We start from the raw sequence: 19,636 nt of genomic DNA, 5'->3' as shown, positions 1-19,636 counted from the left end.
CGCCAGTATACCCTTTGACCGTAAGATATACAGCCAGAATCCGGCAACAAGTGCGAATCGGGGCGAGAAGCGCTGGATTTTCACCCGTCGGCCAAGAAAAACGTCGGCGGCATCGGCGCCGCAGAGGGCGAGGTCACCGCACCGCTTTCGCAGGCTCGGGTATCGGCTGGCTTTAGAGAAACGCCGATTCATCTCCCGCATGCTTCCACTACCGGCAGCTTGAGGCTTCTTCGACAAACAACAGGCGTGTTGAACAATATTCAAATAAGTGAATGGAATGAAAAAAAACATAACTCAGTGTTATATATTTACTTTATTCTCACCGACGCGGCATCGACTGAAATTTACTTGCCATAGTGACTCTGGTAGTATAACAAGAACAAATAACAGCCGCAGCTAAAAAGCCATTTAAGTCGCTTAGGAAAAAGATTGAAAATGATAGAGCTCTTTGACGTAGACTATAATTTGCTGCCAGATAACAGATCGAAAGAACTATTCTCTTTAAGAAAAAAAACGTTTAAAGACCGTTTAGACTGGCTCGTTAATTGCGAAAATAACATGGAGTTTGACGAATACGACAACCGTCACGCCACCTATATTTTCGGCACCTACCAAGATCACGTCATTTGCAGCTTGCGATTTATCGAAACAAAATACCCAAACATGATCAGCGATGGCGTATTCGACAATTACTTTAACGATATAAAACTCCCCGAAGGGAATTACGTTGAAGCCAGCAGATTATTTATAGACAAGGCGCGCATTCAAGCACTTCAACTCCATCAAGCGCCAATTAGCACCATGCTTTTCCTGTCGATGATAAACTATGCAAGAAGCTGCGGCTACGAAGGCATATACGCCATTATCAGTCACCCGATGCGCATTATTTTCCAACGCTCGGGCTGGCATATCTCGGTGGTAAAAACCGGATGCTCCGAAAAGAATAAAAATATTTATCTGATCTATCTGCCGATAGACGATGCCAACCGGAACAGATTGCTGGCGCGCATCAACCAACACGCCACAAAGTGGGATAACCCGTTGGATTCCTGGCCATTATCCTTCCGAGTCAGCGAGAAGCGGCCGGATGAGCTGCAGCTCCACACCTAACCTGATGGCATGTTTGGCATTGGTGACGCCAAGCTTTTTGACGGCGTTGCCGATGTGATATTTTACGGTGGTGAGTTTTATTCCCAGGATAAGGGCAATTTCTTGATAGGATTTACCTAAGCTCGCCCAGTAGATGATCTCATTTTCACGCTTGGAGAAAAACTCCCGCTGGTTCATTTTTTCAAAGTCAGCAGGCGTGCTCATTTCCTGGTAGAGCGCCGTCATTTTTCCGTGCATGGTAATCAGCAGCATTTGAATTTCGGCCTTATTATTGTCAATCTGCTGTTCAACATCCGCATCACAATGCTTATCCAACATAATGGATAACACCACCAGATTATGATGATGATCGTGCAAGACGAAAGTATACCCATTAATAATATTGTAGTTCTTGGCCATATCAAAAATCTTTGGCAATTTTAATCCTGCGCCAATTTCCAAATCTTTATCCCAGGTAAACGGGGTGATTCTATGCGATGCGGTAATCAAAACGGGATCAATAAACTGATAGTTGTTTTTGATATAAAACTCGAACCACTCCGTTCTATTGGAAATGATTGAAAAGCTAGTCGGATTTCTTTTATTCATTATAGCATAGGCATATTTTATATTATTGTATTTGCTCAGCCCGCGTTCCAACTCTTCTTTTATAGAGGCATTAATGGTTTCATTATTGAAAAAAAAGTTAGACACTCACCAATCCTCTTCAAGAAATAACATCACTATAAAACTGAGAAGAGTATAACCCGGTTGCGCCGCCAAGTAAATTAAACCGACAGGCATAATAGGAAGCGTTAATAATCAACAGGCGTTTTAAAGAGTCAATTAAAATAATTTCGGAGGGGAAATTAATTTAATCGAGAAATAAGCGCGTCGCTGAAGAAGGGGCGGCAGAGGGCATTATCCGGCAAAGAAACACAAAGAAAACAAAATCATAACAACTCGGCATCATGACATGCATCTGACAAAAGCGTTCTGTCGCGTTGAAGATGAGAGGGGGCCAGACAGGCAGGCGAAAACGCCCCGCATCCGATGATGAAGGGAAAAAGCCATTGACAGTGAAGATTTGGATATACAATAATAACCAAAATTTTCCCTGGTGTTGGCCAAGTGGCTACCTGATCCTTTATAGGATCAGTTTTTTTTTGTAGCGCTGTATTTTATCGTTGTGCAATAACGATAAGAACTTTCAGCGATAAATGATAGTTGTACTAAAGTACAGTCTCATCCGCCCACATCGCCTCGCCATCTCGCCGTCACAGGCTCCATCCTCTCCCGAGAGTTCTCAGAAGCGCGCGCTGACGCCGACGTTATACATAAACTGCTCGCCGCTGCTCAGGCCGCCGGTTTGCGAGACGGTGGCGAAGGCCGACACTCTGTCCGTCAACGGCATGTTGGCCCCCAGCGTGACATCCACCCAGTTTTTGTCCTGACCCGCACTGTCGCGAGTAAATGAGGTTTGCGTCGATTTCAGGCCGCCGCCGGCGCGGTAGACGTCATCGCCGAACTGATGCTGATAACTCACTTCCGCATAGGGGTTAAACACGCCGAATTGCGTATCCAACCGCCAGCCCAACGCGCCGATCTGCGAATGATAGGTTTGATCGTTGAAGCGCATGGCGGTGCTGTCATCACCGTCTTCGCTGTAGCCGGACACATGACTGTAATCCCAGGCGAACTGCGCCACCGGCCCGGTGGTGAGGTAAGCAGCGATAGGGAAGTCATAGCCGGCGGTCACGCGCGCGCCCCACTGCTTGCCGGAGGTCGAACCGGTTTCGGTGCGCGTCAGCGGCCCCAACCGCATGCTGCGACGGATGTCGTCATAATCCATCGTCGCATAGTGCAGATCGGCATTGACCCACCCCTGCTCGAATATGGCCAGCGAACTGAAGGCCGACAGCAGCACCCCACGCGCCTTGTAGTCATAGCGGCTGGAAGGATGCTGATCGTCGTTGGAACCGGCGATCAACGCACCGATCAACCAGCTGTCGGTCAGCTGATAGTCCACGCCGACGGTCAGGTTGTGGGTGGTGGCGTTGCCATCTCCCGCCGCCCGGTTATCGGCATAGTCATAGTGCTGGCCTGCGTAGCCGCCGAACACGCCCAGCGAGCCCTGCGGATTGTCGCCGTTGCGCAGCTGCTGGAAACGGCTGTCGAGCGTGGCGCGGCTGTCACGCGCCATCGCCGCCGTCGCCTGATTCAGCGCCACCACCTGCGCCGGGCCATCCAACACCGCCTGGATATAATCCGCAATCAGCAGGTGCGCCTGCGGGCTGGGGTGGAAATGGTCGGAGAACAGATAGGACTGGCCGGCGTCGAAGCCAGGCATGTCGGAACGGCAAACCGCCGAGGAAACGCCCGCCGGACAAGCCATGCCGGCCGTGTTGGCGAAGCCGAACTGCGCCGGATTAGCGATCGCTTCGGCGAACAGCTTGTTCACGTCCACCCGCACGATATTGCCGCCCCCCTGCGCCAGCAAACGGTCTTCGCTTTGATTATAGAAATCGGTCAGCTGAGCGGCCTGCGCGCTCAGGCTGTCATACGCCGCCACAAGCTGGGCGGCGATCGCCTGCTGCACCTGAGGGATCGCGCTGCCCTGCTTCGCCGCGGCGGTCAACGCCGCGTGGATCGCCTGCGTGCGCGAAGCGTTGTCCGGGGTTGCCACCGAATTGAGCGTGGCATAGGCCGCCTGAATCGCCGCCCCCTGTACCGGCGGCAGCGCCTGCTGAATGATCAGCTCCATCAGCTGCGGCGTGGAGCCGATGTTCGGCACCGTCGGCACGATCACCGTGCCGGCGCCGGCGTTCAGCAGCGAATGCACCTGCGCGGCGGCGGCCGCGGCGCTGTTATAGGCCACGCCGGGCGCGGTAGCGGCGTTCAGCGCCGCCGCCGCCAAATCGTTACCGCCGATCCAGTGAATATACAAACCGTCGCCATCGGCCTGGCCGTTAACCCGATTCAGGTAGCGCTGCACCTGATCCTGAGTGTTGTCGACCGGGTTCAGGCCCGGCACCGCCACGGCGCCGCCGGCGGCGTAGTTTTCACCGCCGTTGTCCGAGGCCACCAGCGCCGCGCCGATGCGTTGCGCCAACGCTTCGTCGTACAGCAGGTGCTGACTGCCGTCATAGGTGAACCGGCCGTTGTTGCCGGTATCACTCAGGCTGTCGCCAAAGACGTAGAGTTGGTCATACGCCTGAACCGGAAGGGTCACACTGCAAAGTAACGCCACTGCAAGCGCCGCAGGGCGGGGCATGCATGTTATTTTTAGAGGCATGAATCGACTCCTGAGAGCCTGCAAATGAAGGCAATGTCGTTTTTATCGTTGGCCGGTTTTCCACCGGCCATGTAGTAACTATTGTCGGCTTTTTCGTCACGTCAAGCGGGGCTGCGGACAAAACAATCAGAGGCTTGCCAAGTTCGCCGCTTCGAGCGATGATTACTGTTCATAAATACAGCATAAGGACATTCAGGATGGCAGACGAACGTTGCGGTTGGGTGACGGCCGATCCGTTGTATCTCGAGTATCACGACAAGGAATGGGGCACGCCCACCACCGACGCGCGCGAGCTGTTTGAAATGCTGTGTCTGGAGGGACAACAGGCCGGTCTTTCCTGGATCACCGTGCTGAAAAAGCGCGAGAACTACCGCCGCGCCTTCCATGATTTCGATCCGCAGCGGGTCGCCGCCATGACCGAACAAGACGTGGAAAGGCTGCTGCAAGACAGCGGCATCATCCGTCACCGTGGCAAGATAGAAGCCATCATCACCAACGCCAAAGCCTATCTGGCGATGGAGGCGGCCGGCGAGAATTTCGTCACCTTCATATGGGACTTCGTCGGCGGCCGGCCCCAGCTCAACCGCTGGCAGGCGCTGAACCAGGTTCCGGCCAAAACCGAGCAGTCAGACGCCATGTCCAAGGCGTTGAAAAAGCGCGGCTTCAAGTTTATCGGCTCCACCATCTGTTACGCCTTCATGCAGGCCAGCGGGCTGGTGAACGATCATCTCACGGGGTGCATGTGCTACCCAAAGCCACGGTGATCCGCCCCTGTGGCCCGGCGGATATCGACCGGCTGATGGCGCTGTGGCTGCCCAGCACCATCGCCGCCCATCCGTTCGTGGCGGAAAAATACTGGCGTGAAAGCGCCGCACTGGTGCGGGAAAATTACCTGCCGCGCGCGCAGAGCTGGGCCTGCTGGCATGAAAACGAGATCGTCGGCTTTATCAGCGTGCTGGACGAACAGTTCATCGGCGCGCTGTTTGTCGATCGGGCGTATCACGGCCGCGGCGTAGCCCGGGCGCTGATGACGCACGTGCAGCAGCGCTACCGCCGGCTCAGCCTGGAGGTTTATCAGCAAAACCTGCGCGCCTGCGCGTTTTACCACAAGCACGGTTTTCAGGTAACGCAGCGCCTGTTTAACGACGAAACCCAGGCCTATACGCTGATCATGAACTGGCCGGCAATTGAGAATTCAACCGGTTACGGTTAAAAAAGGCGCATTCGCACCCTGGCGGCGCGCAATTAGGAATCCGCTGCATGGCGCCGCCCGGCGTTTTGTCGCATAACTCCCCCCAGCACTTACCCGCGCTCATCATTTGTCACGTTTTTCTCCGGAACTGCCGGCGAGCCAACGCGTCATAGTAGCGCGGTGATGCGGGCCCCACCTGCGTCGCCTACTTTTTTGCGCCCCCGTGTTGGGCCGGCGCGTACAGATATTGATGCCATTAAGGACAAGAACATGAAAAAACGCATTGCAATTATTGCCGGCGCAGTGAGCGTCGCGCTCACGCTGTCGGCCTGTACCACCAACCCTTACACCGGCGAATCCGAAGTCGGCAAGTCCGGCATCGGCGCGGGCCTCGGGGCCGCACTGGGCGCCGGCGTCGGCGTACTGTCCTCTTCCAAGAAAGATCGCGGCAAGGGCGCGCTGATCGGCGCGGCGGCCGGTGCGGCGCTCGGTGGCGGCGCTGGCTATTACATGGACGTGCAGGAAGCCAAACTGCGCGAGAAGATGAAAGGCACCGGCGTCAGCGTCACCCGTCAGGGCGACAACATCGTGCTGAACATGCCGAACAACGTGACCTTCGACAGCAGCAGCGCCACGCTGAAACCGGCGGGCGCCAATACCCTGACCGGCGTCGCCATGGTGCTGAAAGAGTATCCGAAAACCGCAGTCAACGTCATCGGCTACACCGACAGCACCGGTTCCCGTTCGCTCAACATGAACCTGTCGCAGCAGCGCGCCGATGGCGTAGCCAGCGCGCTGATCACCCAGGGCGTGGCGGCGAACCGTATCCGCACCGCCGGTGCCGGCCCGGACAACCCGATCGCGTCCAACAGCACCGCGGAAGGCAAGGCGCAAAACCGCCGCGTCGAGATCACCCTCAGCCCGCTGCAGTAATCCCGCGCGGGGCGCCACCGGCGCCCCGCCGCTTCCCTGCGATTTTCTCCTTATCCTTCAACATTCCCGCCCGCACGCCGGGTATGGTAGTCTCCTTGGCAATTAACCGCAGGAGGGATCGGCTGTGAGCACTGTCAAGGCAACGCGCGCCTCAGGACGCGCCACCATCAGCGATGTAGCGAGCATCGCCAAAACCGGCAAGACCAGCGTGTCACGCTATCTGAATGGTGAACAGCACCTGCTTTCCGACGATCTCAAACAGCGCATCGAACAGGCGATCCAGCAGCTCGACTACCGCCCAAGCCAGATGGCGCGCAGCCTGAAGGGCGGCCAAACGCGCCTGATCGGCCTGATCCTCGCCGATATCACCAACCCCTATTCGGTGGACGTGATGCGCGGCATCGAGGCCGCCTGCCGCCAACACGGCTTTACCCTGCTGGTGTGCAACACCAACAACGAAGTCAATCAGGAACAGCACTACCTGCAGCTGCTCAGCAGTTACCGGGTGGAAGGCATCGTGGTCAACGCGGTCGGCATGCGCGAGGAAGCGTTATCCACGCTGCAACAGTCGATGCTGCCGATGGTGCTGATCGACCGCAAAATCCCCGACTTCGCCTGCGACGTAGTGGGCCTGAACAACCGTGAAGCCGCCACCGTCGCCACCGAGCACCTGCTGCAACAAGGCTTCGAAGCGATCCTGTTCCTCAGCGAACCGCTCGGTACGGTCAATACCCGCCTGGAACGCCTGCACGCCTTCAGGCATACCATGGCGCAGCACCCTGCGCTGCTGGCGGAGCAGGCCGAAACGCCGCTCAACGATCGGCAGAAGCTGGAACAGGTGCTGAGCGATTTCAGCGGCCGTCATCGCGGCATGCGCAAGGCGGTGATCTCCGCCAACGGCGCCCTGACGCTGCAGGTGGCGCGCGCCATGCGCCGGCTCGGCATCCAGTGGGGCAACGACATCGGCCTGCTGGGCTTCGACGAGCTGGAGTGGGCGGAACTGGCGGGCGTCGGCATCACCACGCTGAAACAACCCACCTACCAAATGGGGCACGCGGCGCTGGAGCGGCTGGTGCAGCGTATTCAGGGTCTGGCCGCCCCCAGCGGCGAGCAGATGTTCTCCGGCGAGCTGATCGTCCGCGGCTCCACCACCCGCTAACCCGCCTTCTCCGGGGCCTTAACCGCCCCGCCTTCATCGGCTGTTTTTTGCTCAGCTTCGTGATTGCGATCATATTTTTACACTCTGTCGCTTTCTACTGGAACCGGTTCCATTTAACGTACCGGTAACAGCAGCGGCGGCGACAATGCCGCCTCAGGAGTCAAAATGAAAACAGAAATCATCGTGGTCACCGGCGCCTACGGCGCCGATACCGTCAAACAACAGGGCGGCCAGCGCGCGCTGTTGCCCATCATCGCCGGCGCGGGCGCCGACGGGGTGGAGATCCGCCGCGAACTGTTCGCCGCCGGCGAACTGGACAGCCTGCCTGCGCTGGCCCAGGAGATAGAACGCCAGCAGCTGTTCGCCGTCTATTCCGCCCCTGAGGCGCTGTTCACTCCGCAACATACGCTGAACCCCAACCTGCCGGCGCTGCTGGCGGAAGCGCAGGCGCTGAACGCGCGCCAGCTGAAGCTCTCCCTCGGCCATTTCCGCCCCGGCTTCGATTTTACCGAGCTGAAAGTGGCGCTGGAGCAACATCCGGTCAAACTGGTGGTCGAGAACGACCAAACGCCGGACTGCGGCATTTTGTCGATGCTGAACGCCTTTTTCCATGCAGCGGAAGATAGCCACCTGCCGGTCAGCATGACCTTCGATATGGCCAACTGGCTGTGGGTGGGGCAAGACGCCTTCGCCGCCGCCGAGCGCCTGGCCCGCCACGTGGGTTACGTGCACGTCAAGGCCGCGACGCAAGGCCCGCGCGGCTGGCGCGCCATTGCGCTGGACGATACCGACGGCAGCTGGCGCGATCTGCTGGCCCGCCTGCCGCACGATGCGCCGCGCGGCATCGAATTCCCGTTGCAGGGTGATGACCTGGAAGCCGTCACCCGCCATTACGTCAATATTTTGCGTGCGGAGTAACCCCATGATGACAACGTTAACGGCAACGACGGCGCAGCAGGCGCCCCTGGATGTGGTCACGCTGGGTGAAGCCATGGCGATGTTCGTGGCGGCGCAGACCGGCGATTTGGCGGAGGTGGAAACCTTCACCAAACGCATCGCCGGCGCCGAACTGAACGTGGCGATCGGCCTGGCCCGTCTGGGCATGAACGTCGGCTGGGTCAGCCGCGTCGGCAACGACTCGTTTGGCCGCTTCACCCTGCAGCAGCTGAAAAAAGAAGGCATCAACTACCGGCAGGTGACGGTCGACGGCCACTATCCCACCGGTTTTCAGGTGAAATCCAAGACTATCGATGGTACCGATCCCAGCGTGGAATATTTCCGTAAAGGCTCGGCGGCCAGCCGCCTGTCAGTCGCCGATTTCAACCGCGAATATTTCGGTTCCGCGCGCCACCTGCACCTGAGCGGCGTGGCGGCGGCGCTGTCCGGCGAATCGCTGGCGCTGTGCCACCATGCGGCGCGCGAGATGCGCGCCATGGGCAAAACCATTTCGTTCGATCCCAATCTGCGCCCGGTGCTGTGGCCCAGCCGCGAGGTGATGATCGAGCAGCTGAACCAGCTGGCGTTCGCCGCCGACTGGGTGCTGCCGGGGTTGAAAGAGGGACAGATCCTCACCGGCCAGTCGACGCCGGAAGGCATCGCCGATTTCTATCTGGAGCGCGGCGTGCAGGCGGTGATCATCAAAACCGGCCCGGACGGCGCCTGGTTTAAAACCGCCGCCGGCGATAAAGCGGCGGTGGCCGCGGTCAAGGTCGACAACGTGGTGGATACCGTAGGGGCGGGTGACGGCTTTGCCGTCGGCACCCTCAGCGCCCTGCTGGAAGGCAAAACGCTGGTACAGGCGGTGCAACGCGGCAACAAAATCGGCTCGCTGGCGATCCAGGCCATCGGCGATAGCGAAGGCCTGCCGACCCGCGCAGCGCTGGCCGAATAACAATAAAAAAACGACTTCTCCGCATGACGTCAGCCTCTGGCCCTACAACCGGGACGCGTCGGGAGAGCATCTGCCCCTTCGTCTTTCATGCCCAACGAGCTGGGCGAAGGGGATGCAACACCACTGAAGGATACTGAACATGAACAAAGCGACTGTCGCGGCCAAACGCTGGTGGTACATCATGCCCATCGTGTTTATCACCTACAGCCTGGCCTATCTCGATCGCGCCAACTTCAGCTTCGCCTCCGCCGCCGGCATCAATGAGGATCTCGGCATCACCAAGGGCATGGCCTCGCTGCTGGGCGCGCTGTTTTTCCTCGGTTATTTCTTCTTCCAAATTCCCGGCGCCATCTACGCCGAGCGCCGCAGCGTCAAAAAACTGATCTTCTGGTGCCTGATCCTGTGGGGCGGCTGCGCCTCGCTGACCGGCGTGGTGAGCAATATCCCGATGCTGGCCGCCATCCGCTTTATCCTCGGCGTGGTGGAAGCGGCGGTGATGCCGGCAATGCTGATCTACATCAGCAACTGGTTCACCAAATCGGAGCGTTCACGCGCCAATACCTTCCTGATCCTCGGCAACCCGGTGACGGTGCTGTGGATGTCGGTGGTGTCCGGTTACCTGATCCACGCCTTCGGCTGGCGCGAAATGTTCATCATCGAGGGCATTCCGGCGGTCATCTGGGCGTTCTGCTGGTGGGTGCTGGCGAAAGACAAACCGGCGCAGGCCGGCTGGTTGAGCACCGATGAGAAACAGGCGCTGCAACAGCAGCTGGACGAAGAACAGAAAGGCATCAAGGCCGTGCGCAACTACGGCGAAGCCTTCCGTTCGCGCAACGTGATCCTGCTGTGCGTGCAGTACTTCGCCTGGAGCATCGGCGTATACGGCTTCGTGCTGTGGCTGCCTTCCATCCTGCGCAGCGGCATGCAGATGGGCATGGTGGAAGCCGGCTGGCTGTCGGCGGTGCCTTACCTGGCGGCGACCATCGCCATGATCGTGGTCTCCTGGGCGTCGGACAAAATGCAAAACCGCAAGCTGTTTGTCTGGCCGCTGCTGCTGATCGGCGCGCTGGCGTTCTTCGGCTCTTACGCCGTCGGCACCAACCATTTCTGGATCTCTTACGGCCTGCTGGTGGTCGCCGGCGCCGCGATGTACGCCCCTTATGGGCCGTTCTTCGCCATCATTCCGGAAATGCTGCCGAAAAACGTCGCCGGCGGCGCCATGGCGCTGATCAACAGCATGGGCGCGCTGGGTTCGTTCTTCGGTTCCTGGTTCGTCGGTTACCTGAACGGCGCCACCGGCAGCCCGGCGGCTTCCTACATGTTTATGGCTATCGCACTGGTGGTGGCGGTGGTGTTGACGCTGATCGTCAAGCCCGCCCGCAACGAGATCCAGCCGCAGATGGCTTGATCCGGTTATACTTTTTCTCTGTCAATCAACCCGAGGGGGCGCCAGGCCCCCTTTGGCCCAGCTGGAGTTCGTGATGAAACCTTCTATCGTATTGTACAAAAGCCTGCCCGCCGACCTGCGTGAACGTCTGGAACAGCACTTCACCGTACACGCGTTCAACGGCCTGCAGCCGGAGAACCGCGAGGAACTGCGCCAAGCATTGCAGCAGGCCGAAGGGATCATCGGTTCCGGCGGCAAAATTGACGAAGCCTTCCTGCAGCAGGCGCCCAAACTGCGCGCGGCTTCGACCGTTTCCGTCGGCTACGACAACTTCGACGTCGAGGCGCTCAACGCCCATAACGTGCTGTTGATGCACACCCCGACGGTGCTGACCGAAACCGTCGCCGACACCATCATGAGCCTGGTGCTGGCGACGGCGCGCCGGGTGGTGGAAGTGGCGGAACGGGTCAAGGCCGGCGAATGGCGCGGCAGCATCGGGCCGGACTGGTTCGGCGTCGACGTGCACCACAAAACCATCGGCATCCTCGGCATGGGCCGCATCGGCCTGGCGCTGGCACAGCGCGCGCACTTCGGCTTCGGCATGCCGGTGTTGTACAACGCCCGCCGCACGCACGAAGAGGCGGAGCAACGCTTCCAACGCCCGCCGCTGCGATCTGGATACCCTGCTGGCCGAGTCGGATTTCGTTTGCATCACGCTGCCGCTGACCGAACAAACTTTCCATCTGATCGGCCGCGATCAGCTGGCGAAGATGAAGAAAAGCGGCATTCTGATCAACGCCGGCCGCGGGCCGGTGGTGGATGAGCAGGCGCTGATCGAAGCGCTGCAAAACGGCGTGATCCACGCCGCGGGGTTGGATGTGTTCGAGAAGGAACCGCTGCCGGCCGACTCGCCGCTGCTCAGCATGCCGAACGTGGTGGCGTTGCCGCACATCGGCTCCGCCACCCATGAAACGCGCTACGGCATGGCCGCCTGCGCGGTGGATAACTTAATCGCGGCATTGACCGGCACGGTGAAAGAAAACTGCGTCAACCCGCAGCTGTTGCGGAAATAACTCAGCGCGGCCGGAGGTCTGCGGACCGCCGGCCTCGCCGCTTTTTGCGGCTATCGACGGAGTATCTTCACTCCGTCAAACTCACGGGCTTCCCCCTTATCTTGCTGACGACAAATTTGCCCACGTCGTCATTGGCGATCAGCATGACCAGCAGCAGCATCACCAACACCGCCAGTTTCATATGGCTGTAGGCTATCGACGGGTCAAAAGCCTCCAGCAACAGCGTAATGCAGGGTGAAACATTCACAATAATGTTGGTGGTCAAGGCGCTGGTGAGTTCAATACCCTTTTGCAGCATCCATAGCGGCAATATATTCCCTAATATGACGATGATCGGCAGGTACATCCAGAAGCTGGATTGCGTTGTTGCCAATACGCCTTCGCTCGGCAACATCAGCGCGCAAACGCCAATGAGCAAGGGAAATCTGAACGACTGAATATTGACGGCGTTAAACGCTTGTTTGGACAATGATTTTGAAATATAGGTGCCGACAGCCATACAGGTTGAGGTGACGAGACACACTAAGCCAAGCGCCAGAACAAATAGGGTGTTTGAATCGAAGGGGTTAAAACGCTGCCCTTTCACGGCCAATATCATCAGAACGGCGACAATAAAAGCCAGCATCACGGCTATAACGATGTTTTTTACACCCACCGAATTTCGGTTATAAATCTCAATGAAAACAGAAATGATCGGGCTCAGTCCAAAAAGCATGGCCACCAGAATGGAGGGCTCCGTCCATTTCAACCCAACGAAAAGCCCAACCCAAGCTCCCAGCGTAGAGATATTCAATAATAGAATTAACTTCCAGGCGTTGAGGCAAGCTCGCAGCTTGACGGGGAAAAACAGCACGGAGATCACAAAGAAACCGAGCCAGGTCAAGGTGAAAGTCCAAAACAATAATACGAACAGATCGATGCTCTGCAACAAACCTGAGAGAAAAACATCTATGGCCGCACCCAGGATGCAATATCCAAGAATGTACGTTGGGCCGGACGCCTTGATTTTACTGTTCATAGACTTCAAACATGCCCTTACTTTCAAGGCCAACGATATATTGATAGTCGGCATTGAGCTGATCGGCGCAACGGTGGCTTAACGCAATCCAGCCCGGAGAGCTGTAAACGTCCGTCGTGAGTTTTATTTCCTGATCAACATCCGGCAGATTTGATTTCTTGTAGGATGGCAAACCGGCGATGGTATCGACATGCTTAACGGCCTTGATAGTGCCAGCGCTAAAAGATATCAGCTCTTTAATTTTTAAATAGTTTAACGGTTTATATTCCTCTGCGACCGCTTCCAGGAATGCCTCGGTTGAACACACGCTCAGTACCAGTTCGTCAATCTGCGTGCGCTTCAACGCCAGGGATGACAACGCCGGAAAACCCGCGCCGTGCGGTCTGGCCCCGGTTTCAATTAGCGTCCAACCGTCTTTGGTTAAAAACAGTTCCGAGTGCGCTGCGCCAAACGTGATCCCTAAAGCATCCAGACAGCTAAAGATGTAATCTTTGAGCTGAGCGTGATTCTGCGCATCGAAGGAGGTCAGTTCGGTGAACTCACAGATGGAATCGGCCCCGTTGTAACTGCCCTTGCCCATCTTCCATATCGCACAGATCTTGTGACGGCCTTGATAACTGACAGTATCGACGACGTACTCTTCCCCCTCAATAAAAGGCTGCAGAATAATGACTTCATTTTTTAAATTGAGCTGATTGCTTTTTTTGAACAAATCACCCGAATGAGCTTCAACTTCTTCAACCGTTTTGCAAACAAAAACGGAGTCCGTGCCTGCGCTGTCAACGGGTTTTAGCACCAGCTTCCGGTATTTTTTAAACAGCTCGGTCGCATATTGCGTGGCGTCTTTAAGGGTAGTTAACCGGTGCGTGGGGATATGATTGATCGCGCTATTTTTCAGGCACTCCTGCATCAGGTATTTATTCCTGCGAGAACGGCTCGTGCCGGTATCGTTACCGGGCAGGTCCAGAAGCTCAGCCAGGTGATCTGCGAGTTCAATGCCTGTTTCACAGCCTGCAATCACCGCGATAACATCATACTCTTGCAATTGATTGAGGATCTCATCCCCCGTGTATTGCAAACTGATAAAGAAATCATCTCCTCTGTAGCTATTCAGCAGCTTCGCCGGGATATCTTCTCGACTTTGAATGTGCGCGCACCCGTATCCTTTTTTATTGAATTCCGGTGCCACATCATTTCCGGATGAGTAGGCGTCAACGAGGATGACGATTTTTTTCGTGTCTTTGATGTCCATGCAGCGGGTTACTCCGTACTATAATCAGGGCCGAATATTAACGTTCGATTGTCTTGGCGTCGAATTTACGCTCGACGCCCTTTTACTTTATGAAGGGAACGTGTCAGCAAATTTGTGAGAAGTCGGTGCGTTCAATACTTTTAGCCAGGCTTGTCATTTCGCGATATTTATCAGATTTATCACCACCCGGCTGATAGATTCTATACCGCCAATAACGCCAAAGAGATGTCAGAATGGCCGCGTATTCCGTATAGGTTTTCAACACCTTAATTTCGCGCGCTTCAAGCATTCTTATAGAATTATAACCCGCGATGATATGCTTCGCTTTTTCCGGCGACAGCGTCCCATTGATGCCGCAGGTGCCGACAATCGCCATGGCGATATCGAAAACGGAGTGATAAATACAGGTCAACTCAAAATCTATCATGCCGACGAACTGCTCGCCTTCAAACAGCATATTGTCGTAGAAAAGATCGGAATGGATGACAGAGGTAGGCAAGCCGCTGATGCGTTCTACGGCAAGATGCCTGAGTCTATCTTTGGCCCAGCGCTCATAATCCTGATCGATATTGGCATCGAGGGCATCCATGAACTTTTTCTGCTCATAGAAGACTGAGTCTGTTAAGAAATTAGGGACGGGGATCGTATGCAGTTTCGCCATGGCAACGCCGAGCTGCCTGAGCATATGTTCGTTGAAATCCCGGCGGACGGCGCCATCCATATAGGTTCTTAATAGAGAGTGCTTGCCCCTTAATATAATTGAATAGCTTTCTTGCCCTTTGGGTTTGACCAGCAAGGAGGTCTCATAATCATGTGCTTCCAGCCATACCAGCGTCTTTGCCATGATCTCAACATCATCACGGCTTTGCTCTTCAATAATGCTGAAAACACAGCGGCCGATATCCGTTTCGAGGCAGTAATTGGTATTGCCGGATCCCATCCCCAAGAAGGCGCTGCTTTTTACCGTCAGCCCATAAAGAGATTCTATGCGGTGAACTTCATCACTATTCAACGTTGAGCCTGTTTGCATTTCTAATTCCATATCATTCACTTGAGCGCTTGATGCAAATCTTCATACAAGTCATTAACGTCTTCGATGCCGACTGACATTCGTATTAATTGCCTCGTAATCCCTGATTTTTTCTGCTCCTGCTCGCTAAGACTTCTGAACGACGATGAGGCCTGATAAGGCGAGTTCAGCGTGGTCTCCAAATCCCCCAAACTGTTGGAAGGGACGATGAGATTTAACTTCTTCTGAAAACTTGTCGCGTCAAACCGCGGAGCGATTTCAAAGCTGACCATGCCGCCGAACCCCCGCATCTGTTCGCGGGCTACGCTATGATTATGATGACTCGGCAACCCCGGATAGAACACGTTCGTCACATTAGGGTGCTCATTTAAACGGCTGGCCAGTTCCATCGCGTTGCGGTTAATGGCATTCATTCGAATGGCCAACGTGCGCAAGCTTCGCTCAAGCAGATGACATGACTGCGCGTTCAGACACCCGCCAAAGTCATTCATATATTCGGCCATTGCAGCAATGGACTCTTCACTGCCGACAGCCACGCCGCCTGACACATCGCCGTGGCCGCCCAAAAACTTGGTGGCGCTGTGCAATACCAAATCGACGCCATATTCCAGAGGGTTTTGGTTGATCGGCGTCGCCACGGTGTTATCAATAATGGTGAACACCCCCCGACTCTTGGCGAATCGGGTCAATAGCTCAATGTTCAGAATTTTAAGCAATGGATTAGTCGGTGTTTCGATATATATCATTCGCGTATTCGAATGGACTAATGCGATGATGCTCTCTACTTCACAACTCTCCGAAACGCTGTATGTGATGCCTAATTTTGCAAAATGATTCTGTACAAACTTGAGCGCACCTGAATACACGCCGTTTTGTAAAACAATATGGTCACCGGCTTTTAAATGCGAAAGCATCGCCGTCGCGAAAGCCGCCATACCGGAACTGAATACCAGAGCGGCCTCACCACCGCTTTCCAATGCGCACATCTTCTCGGCAACGGCGCGCTGATTGGGTAAGTTACCATGTCTTGGATAGACATCTTCTGTCATATCAAGATGCTTGTGAGAACTCGCGGAGAATAGCGGAGAAAGAATGCCACCATGCATTTCGTCGATAATGGTCCCGCTGTGAACGGCAAGAGTTTCTTTTGCTAACACGGTTACTGCCTATTTTCGAGTATCAGGAAGTGGGGGGCATGCCTTGAATAAAGGATCCCCCCGTTCATGTGAGTCTTTATTACGATGGGTTATTTGGCACCGCGAACATCGGGGTGAAATCGATTAATATGACATCGCGGAAGCCCACCTTACCGTGCCCATCCACATGAACCGGTTTCACCTGGTGCCAGACTAGATCATCAACGATGCCGATGGAGTCCAGCGGTTTGAGCATCGCCTCATTACACAGGATGTTCGTCTTGGTGTTATCTGTAATGATGTTCTCACCGCCAGAAACACCATCACGATTGATCAAATGTATCCAGGTGCAAGGCTCGCCATCCTTATGAAGTCGATTCGGTACGGAAATCCCCGGCGCATCAACCGTCGCTTTCATTCTGATGAAGTGAATGCCGACCTCCATGGGAATCGTGGAAGCATACTCATGTAACGGGGAGTTTTTAAAATCATGCAGGACAAGCGACGTGATCAGATTATTTGACAAAATTTCGTTTGGGACAGGCTGAAACTTCCTTGCCTCCTCAACGACTTCATCATTAAATCCGACATCTTGTTTGTAACTGTAGGCGTGTTCGGAAGATTGAGGAATCAAGAGATTAAAGCAAGGTAAAAGCACATATTTACTGTGCTGCCGATAGCGCCCCGCATTTTCACCGTAGGGATCCAGAGCAAGCGTATCGAAATGCCGCTGAATAATACTTAAGTCTGATTTTTGCGCATCGGTAAGGTTAAAGTCATCCGAAGCCAATTTGCAATACCCTACATCTGTCATCATGGGGTATGCGCTCACACGGCACTCAAGTGTGTTCTCAAACTCTTTAATGTTACCACGAATCATCGTGCAATCTTCCTTTTTACTCTGATTGGAATAACGACATATTGATGTTCACCGCAATGCTCATGAACATTGAACAGCAAATGCTTCCCTGTTTTTCAAGTGAAGTAATTCATCTCACAAATAAAAGAGCTTGATTATTTATTCTTTAAACTTCCTGCACGCTAAAAAGTGCGAAAGAGACTTTTATAGATTTCCTTTTCCACTTATTTATCGAAACCAGACTTGCGCTGTTTTTCATTGCTACCTGACCTCATCTCACTTGTACGCGGTGAGCGAAAGTCTACGCTGCATACGGGTTTTCAAATGACGCCAGGTGAATCGGCGCGAAACCTTTATCCTCCAACCCTACCCACCTAATGGGCTGCGATGCCTGACGATGCGCATCTGCCGGACACAGAGCGCCCTACCCTGGCGTTACGCCGCTGAATGCTATTTGCGGCTCCCTCGCGGGCAGTATGATTAGTATTTTTTATACAAAATAGCCAATTTTCGGCAACGGCAACGTACATGCCCCATGCTGGCCAGCAGGAGACACCGCTCATCAAACCGATTGCTCTGTAGATAGACAAGGACGAAACTGGCAACTAACTATGGTCAGCCAAGTAAAACCGCCTTGAAAGCCGTGCTTTTGGCATGGCTTCATCCACGCTACCGCACTACTCATTCCTTCCCGAGCATTAGTTTAGATAATCTTTATTGTTAAGCTAAATTTAACGGATGCGGAAGTTACTCGATATGGTTATAAATTGCCATAGTGTTAATGAAATGCAGCGAAAAAGTGTGATCTGGGTCGGGGCCGCAAAACCTGTGCCAATCCTAAGATCGCGTGGCTGAAAGGTTGAGGCGATAATGGCGTGGGCCGGCGAACGGTCACAATAATCCAGCGTAATATGCTGCTAATCGAACGAAGGGCAAAACTTGTGCCCACCGGTCGATTTGTCAGCCGCATTGCAGCGGGGTTTATCTGGCGGTATGGTGGGTGATTACCTGCTAAAAAACAGTACTGCTGCACCTATGACTTTCTCACTTTTCGGCGAAAAATTTACCCGTTATGCGGGCATTACCCGTTTGATGGACGACCTGAACGAAGGCCTGCGCACCCCCGGCGCCATCATGCTCGGCGGCGGCAACCCCGCACAGATCCCAGAGATGGAAGCGTATTTCAAACAGCTGTGCCAGGAGATGCTCGACCAGGGCAAACTGACCGAAGCGCTGTGCAACTACGACGGCCCGCAAGGCAAGGACGCGCTGCTGAAAGCGCTGGCCAATCTGCTGCGCGACGAGCTCGGCTGGGAGATCTCGCCACAGAATATTGCACTGACTAACGGCAGTCAGAGCGCGTTTTTCTACTTGTTCAACCTGTTCGCCGGCCGCTACGCCGACGGCTCGCGCCGCCGCGTGTTGTTCCCACTGGCGCCGGAATATATCGGCTATGCCGATGCCGGGCTGGATGAAGGGCTGTTCGTCTCCGCCAAACCGAACATCGAGCTGCTGCCGGACGGCCAGTTCAAGTATCACGTCGATTTCGAACATCTCACCATCGGTGATGACATCGGCATGATCTGCGTTTCACGGCCGACCAACCCGACCGGCAACGTGATCACCGACGAAGAGCTGATGAAGCTCGATCTGCTGGCGCAACAGCGCGATATTCCGCTGGTCATCGACAACGCCTACGGCGTGCCGTTCCCCGGCATTATCTTCAGCGACGCCACGCCGCTGTGGAACCCGAACACCATCCTGTGCATGAGCCTGTCCAAGCTCGGCCTGCCCGGCTCGCGCTGCGGCATCGTGATCGCCGACGAGAAGGTGATCACCGCGCTGACCAACATGAACGGCATCATCAGCCTGTCCCCAGGCAGCATGGGGCCGGCGATGGCGACGGAAATGATCGCGCGCGGCGATCTGCTGCGCCTGTCGAACGAGGTGATTCGCCCGTTTTACAAACAGCGCGTCGAGCACACCATCGAGATCATTCGCCGCTACCTGTCGCCGGAACGCTGCCTGATCCACAAACCGGAAGGGGCTATCTTCCTCTGGCTGTGGTTTAAGGATCTGCCGATCACCACCGAAGTGCTGTATCAGCGCCTGAAAAAGCGCGGCGTGCTGATGGTGCCCGGCCACTACTTCTTCCCGGGGCTGGAGCATGAATGGCCACATACCCACCAGTGCATGCGCATGAACTACGTGCCCGATCCGGAGAAAATCGAGCGCGGCGTGGCTATTCTGGCGGAAGAGATCGAGCGCGCACATCAGGAAGGCTAACGCCGACTGATTGAAAATCGACCGATAAAGATATAC

16 protein-coding genes and 1 pseudogene are annotated in these 19,636 nt (G+C 55.3%); 10 read left to right on the top strand and 7 right to left on the bottom strand.

From position 1 onward, the window contains the following. Nucleotides 1–435: 435 nt before the first annotated feature. Nucleotides 436–1,110, top strand: a complete 675-nt coding sequence (locus ACORQT_RS00155) for an acyl-homoserine-lactone synthase (protein ID WP_042783396.1) — start codon at nucleotides 436–438, stop codon at nucleotides 1,108–1,110. Here ACORQT_RS00155 and ACORQT_RS00150 read toward each other — a convergent pair. Next, nucleotides 1,057–1,803, bottom strand: coding sequence for a helix-turn-helix transcriptional regulator (locus ACORQT_RS00150; RefSeq protein WP_033645125.1), 747 nt, complete (start codon nucleotides 1,801–1,803; stop codon nucleotides 1,057–1,059). The two genes, ACORQT_RS00155 and ACORQT_RS00150, sit on opposite strands and share 54 nt — an antisense overlap. Before the next feature lie 592 nt (nucleotides 1,804–2,395). Further along, a complete protein-coding gene (locus ACORQT_RS00145) occupies nucleotides 2,396–4,384 on the bottom strand; it encodes an autotransporter outer membrane beta-barrel domain-containing protein (protein ID WP_089192383.1) in 1,989 nt (662 codons plus the stop codon). A 197-nt stretch (nucleotides 4,385–4,581) separates the two neighbouring features. On the opposite strand from ACORQT_RS00145, the gene ACORQT_RS00140 reads away from it, so the two are divergent. The 8 genes and pseudogenes from ACORQT_RS00140 to ghrB all read left to right on the top strand — a co-directional run bounded on the left by ACORQT_RS00140 (nucleotide 4,582) and on the right by ghrB (nucleotide 12,019). Continuing rightward, nucleotides 4,582–5,148 carry a DNA-3-methyladenine glycosylase I gene (locus ACORQT_RS00140; protein WP_042783395.1) on the top strand — a complete coding sequence of 189 codons (567 nt, stop codon included), beginning with the start codon at nucleotides 4,582–4,584 and terminating at the stop codon, nucleotides 5,146–5,148. Further along, entirely contained in the window at nucleotides 5,145–5,597 is a 453-nt protein-coding gene (locus ACORQT_RS00135; RefSeq protein ID WP_033645128.1) for an N-acetyltransferase, read from the top strand. The genes ACORQT_RS00140 and ACORQT_RS00135 overlap by 4 nt, the downstream gene beginning before the upstream one ends. Nucleotides 5,598–5,846: 249 nt before the next feature. After that, nucleotides 5,847–6,509 carry an OmpA family lipoprotein gene (locus ACORQT_RS00130; protein WP_042783394.1) on the top strand — a complete coding sequence of 221 codons (663 nt, stop codon included), beginning with the start codon at nucleotides 5,847–5,849 and terminating at the stop codon, nucleotides 6,507–6,509. Between the two features lie 124 nt (nucleotides 6,510–6,633). Next, the gene (locus ACORQT_RS00125) at nucleotides 6,634–7,668 is read left to right on the top strand and encodes a LacI family DNA-binding transcriptional regulator (protein WP_004933951.1); all 1,035 of its coding nucleotides are present in this window, start codon (nucleotides 6,634–6,636) and stop codon (nucleotides 7,666–7,668) included. Between the two features lie 165 nt (nucleotides 7,669–7,833). Beyond that, complete coding sequence (locus ACORQT_RS00120) at nucleotides 7,834–8,586, top strand: sugar phosphate isomerase/epimerase family protein (protein ID WP_033652313.1); 753 nt, start codon at nucleotides 7,834–7,836, stop codon at nucleotides 8,584–8,586. Between the two features lie 7 nt (nucleotides 8,587–8,593). Continuing rightward, nucleotides 8,594–9,559 (top strand): sugar kinase, encoded by a 966-nt coding sequence (locus ACORQT_RS00115; protein ID WP_033652338.1) that lies wholly within the window; start codon nucleotides 8,594–8,596, stop codon nucleotides 9,557–9,559. A gap of 139 nt (nucleotides 9,560–9,698) precedes the next feature. Then, a complete protein-coding gene (locus ACORQT_RS00110) occupies nucleotides 9,699–10,967 on the top strand; it encodes an MFS transporter (protein WP_042783393.1) in 1,269 nt (422 codons plus the stop codon). Nucleotides 10,968–11,040: 73 nt separating this feature from the next. Next, nucleotides 11,041–12,019: pseudogene (gene ghrB / locus ACORQT_RS00105) on the top strand (glyoxylate/hydroxypyruvate reductase GhrB). A 67-nt stretch (nucleotides 12,020–12,086) separates the two neighbouring features. Here ghrB and ACORQT_RS00100 read toward each other — a convergent pair. From ACORQT_RS00100 to ACORQT_RS00080, 5 genes are all read right to left on the bottom strand, one after another. Beyond that, the gene (locus ACORQT_RS00100; protein WP_164057669.1) at nucleotides 12,087–13,037 is read right to left on the bottom strand and encodes a hypothetical protein; all 951 of its coding nucleotides are present in this window, start codon (nucleotides 13,035–13,037) and stop codon (nucleotides 12,087–12,089) included. Next, entirely contained in the window at nucleotides 13,027–14,289 is a 1,263-nt protein-coding gene (locus tag ACORQT_RS00095) for an ATP-grasp domain-containing protein (RefSeq protein WP_060660114.1), read from the bottom strand. Before ACORQT_RS00095 ends, ACORQT_RS00100 begins: the two co-directional genes overlap by 11 nt. Nucleotides 14,290–14,392: 103 nt before the next feature. Beyond that, a complete protein-coding gene (locus ACORQT_RS00090) occupies nucleotides 14,393–15,331 on the bottom strand; it encodes a phosphotransferase (RefSeq protein ID WP_080273428.1) in 939 nt (312 codons plus the stop codon). 5 nt (nucleotides 15,332–15,336) lie between these two features. Beyond that, entirely contained in the window at nucleotides 15,337–16,476 is a 1,140-nt protein-coding gene (locus ACORQT_RS00085) for a trans-sulfuration enzyme family protein (RefSeq protein WP_033645136.1), read from the bottom strand. A 79-nt stretch (nucleotides 16,477–16,555) separates the two neighbouring features. Beyond that, nucleotides 16,556–17,335, bottom strand: coding sequence for a 2OG-Fe dioxygenase family protein (locus ACORQT_RS00080; RefSeq protein WP_033645137.1), 780 nt, complete (start codon nucleotides 17,333–17,335; stop codon nucleotides 16,556–16,558). Between the two features lie 1,014 nt (nucleotides 17,336–18,349). Here ACORQT_RS00080 and ACORQT_RS00075 point away from each other — a divergent pair. Next, complete coding sequence (locus ACORQT_RS00075; RefSeq protein ID WP_033645138.1) at nucleotides 18,350–19,600, top strand: valine--pyruvate transaminase; 1,251 nt, start codon at nucleotides 18,350–18,352, stop codon at nucleotides 19,598–19,600. The last annotated feature ends 36 nt before the right edge of the window (nucleotides 19,601–19,636 follow it).

The sequence above is a fragment of the Serratia sp. (in: enterobacteria) genome, from assembly GCF_052400455.1.
GTDB lineage: Bacteria > Pseudomonadota > Gammaproteobacteria > Enterobacterales > Enterobacteriaceae > Serratia > Serratia ureilytica.
The sequence above is the reverse complement of the archived record's forward strand: the minus strand, read 5'-3'. Positions and strand labels throughout refer to the sequence as shown.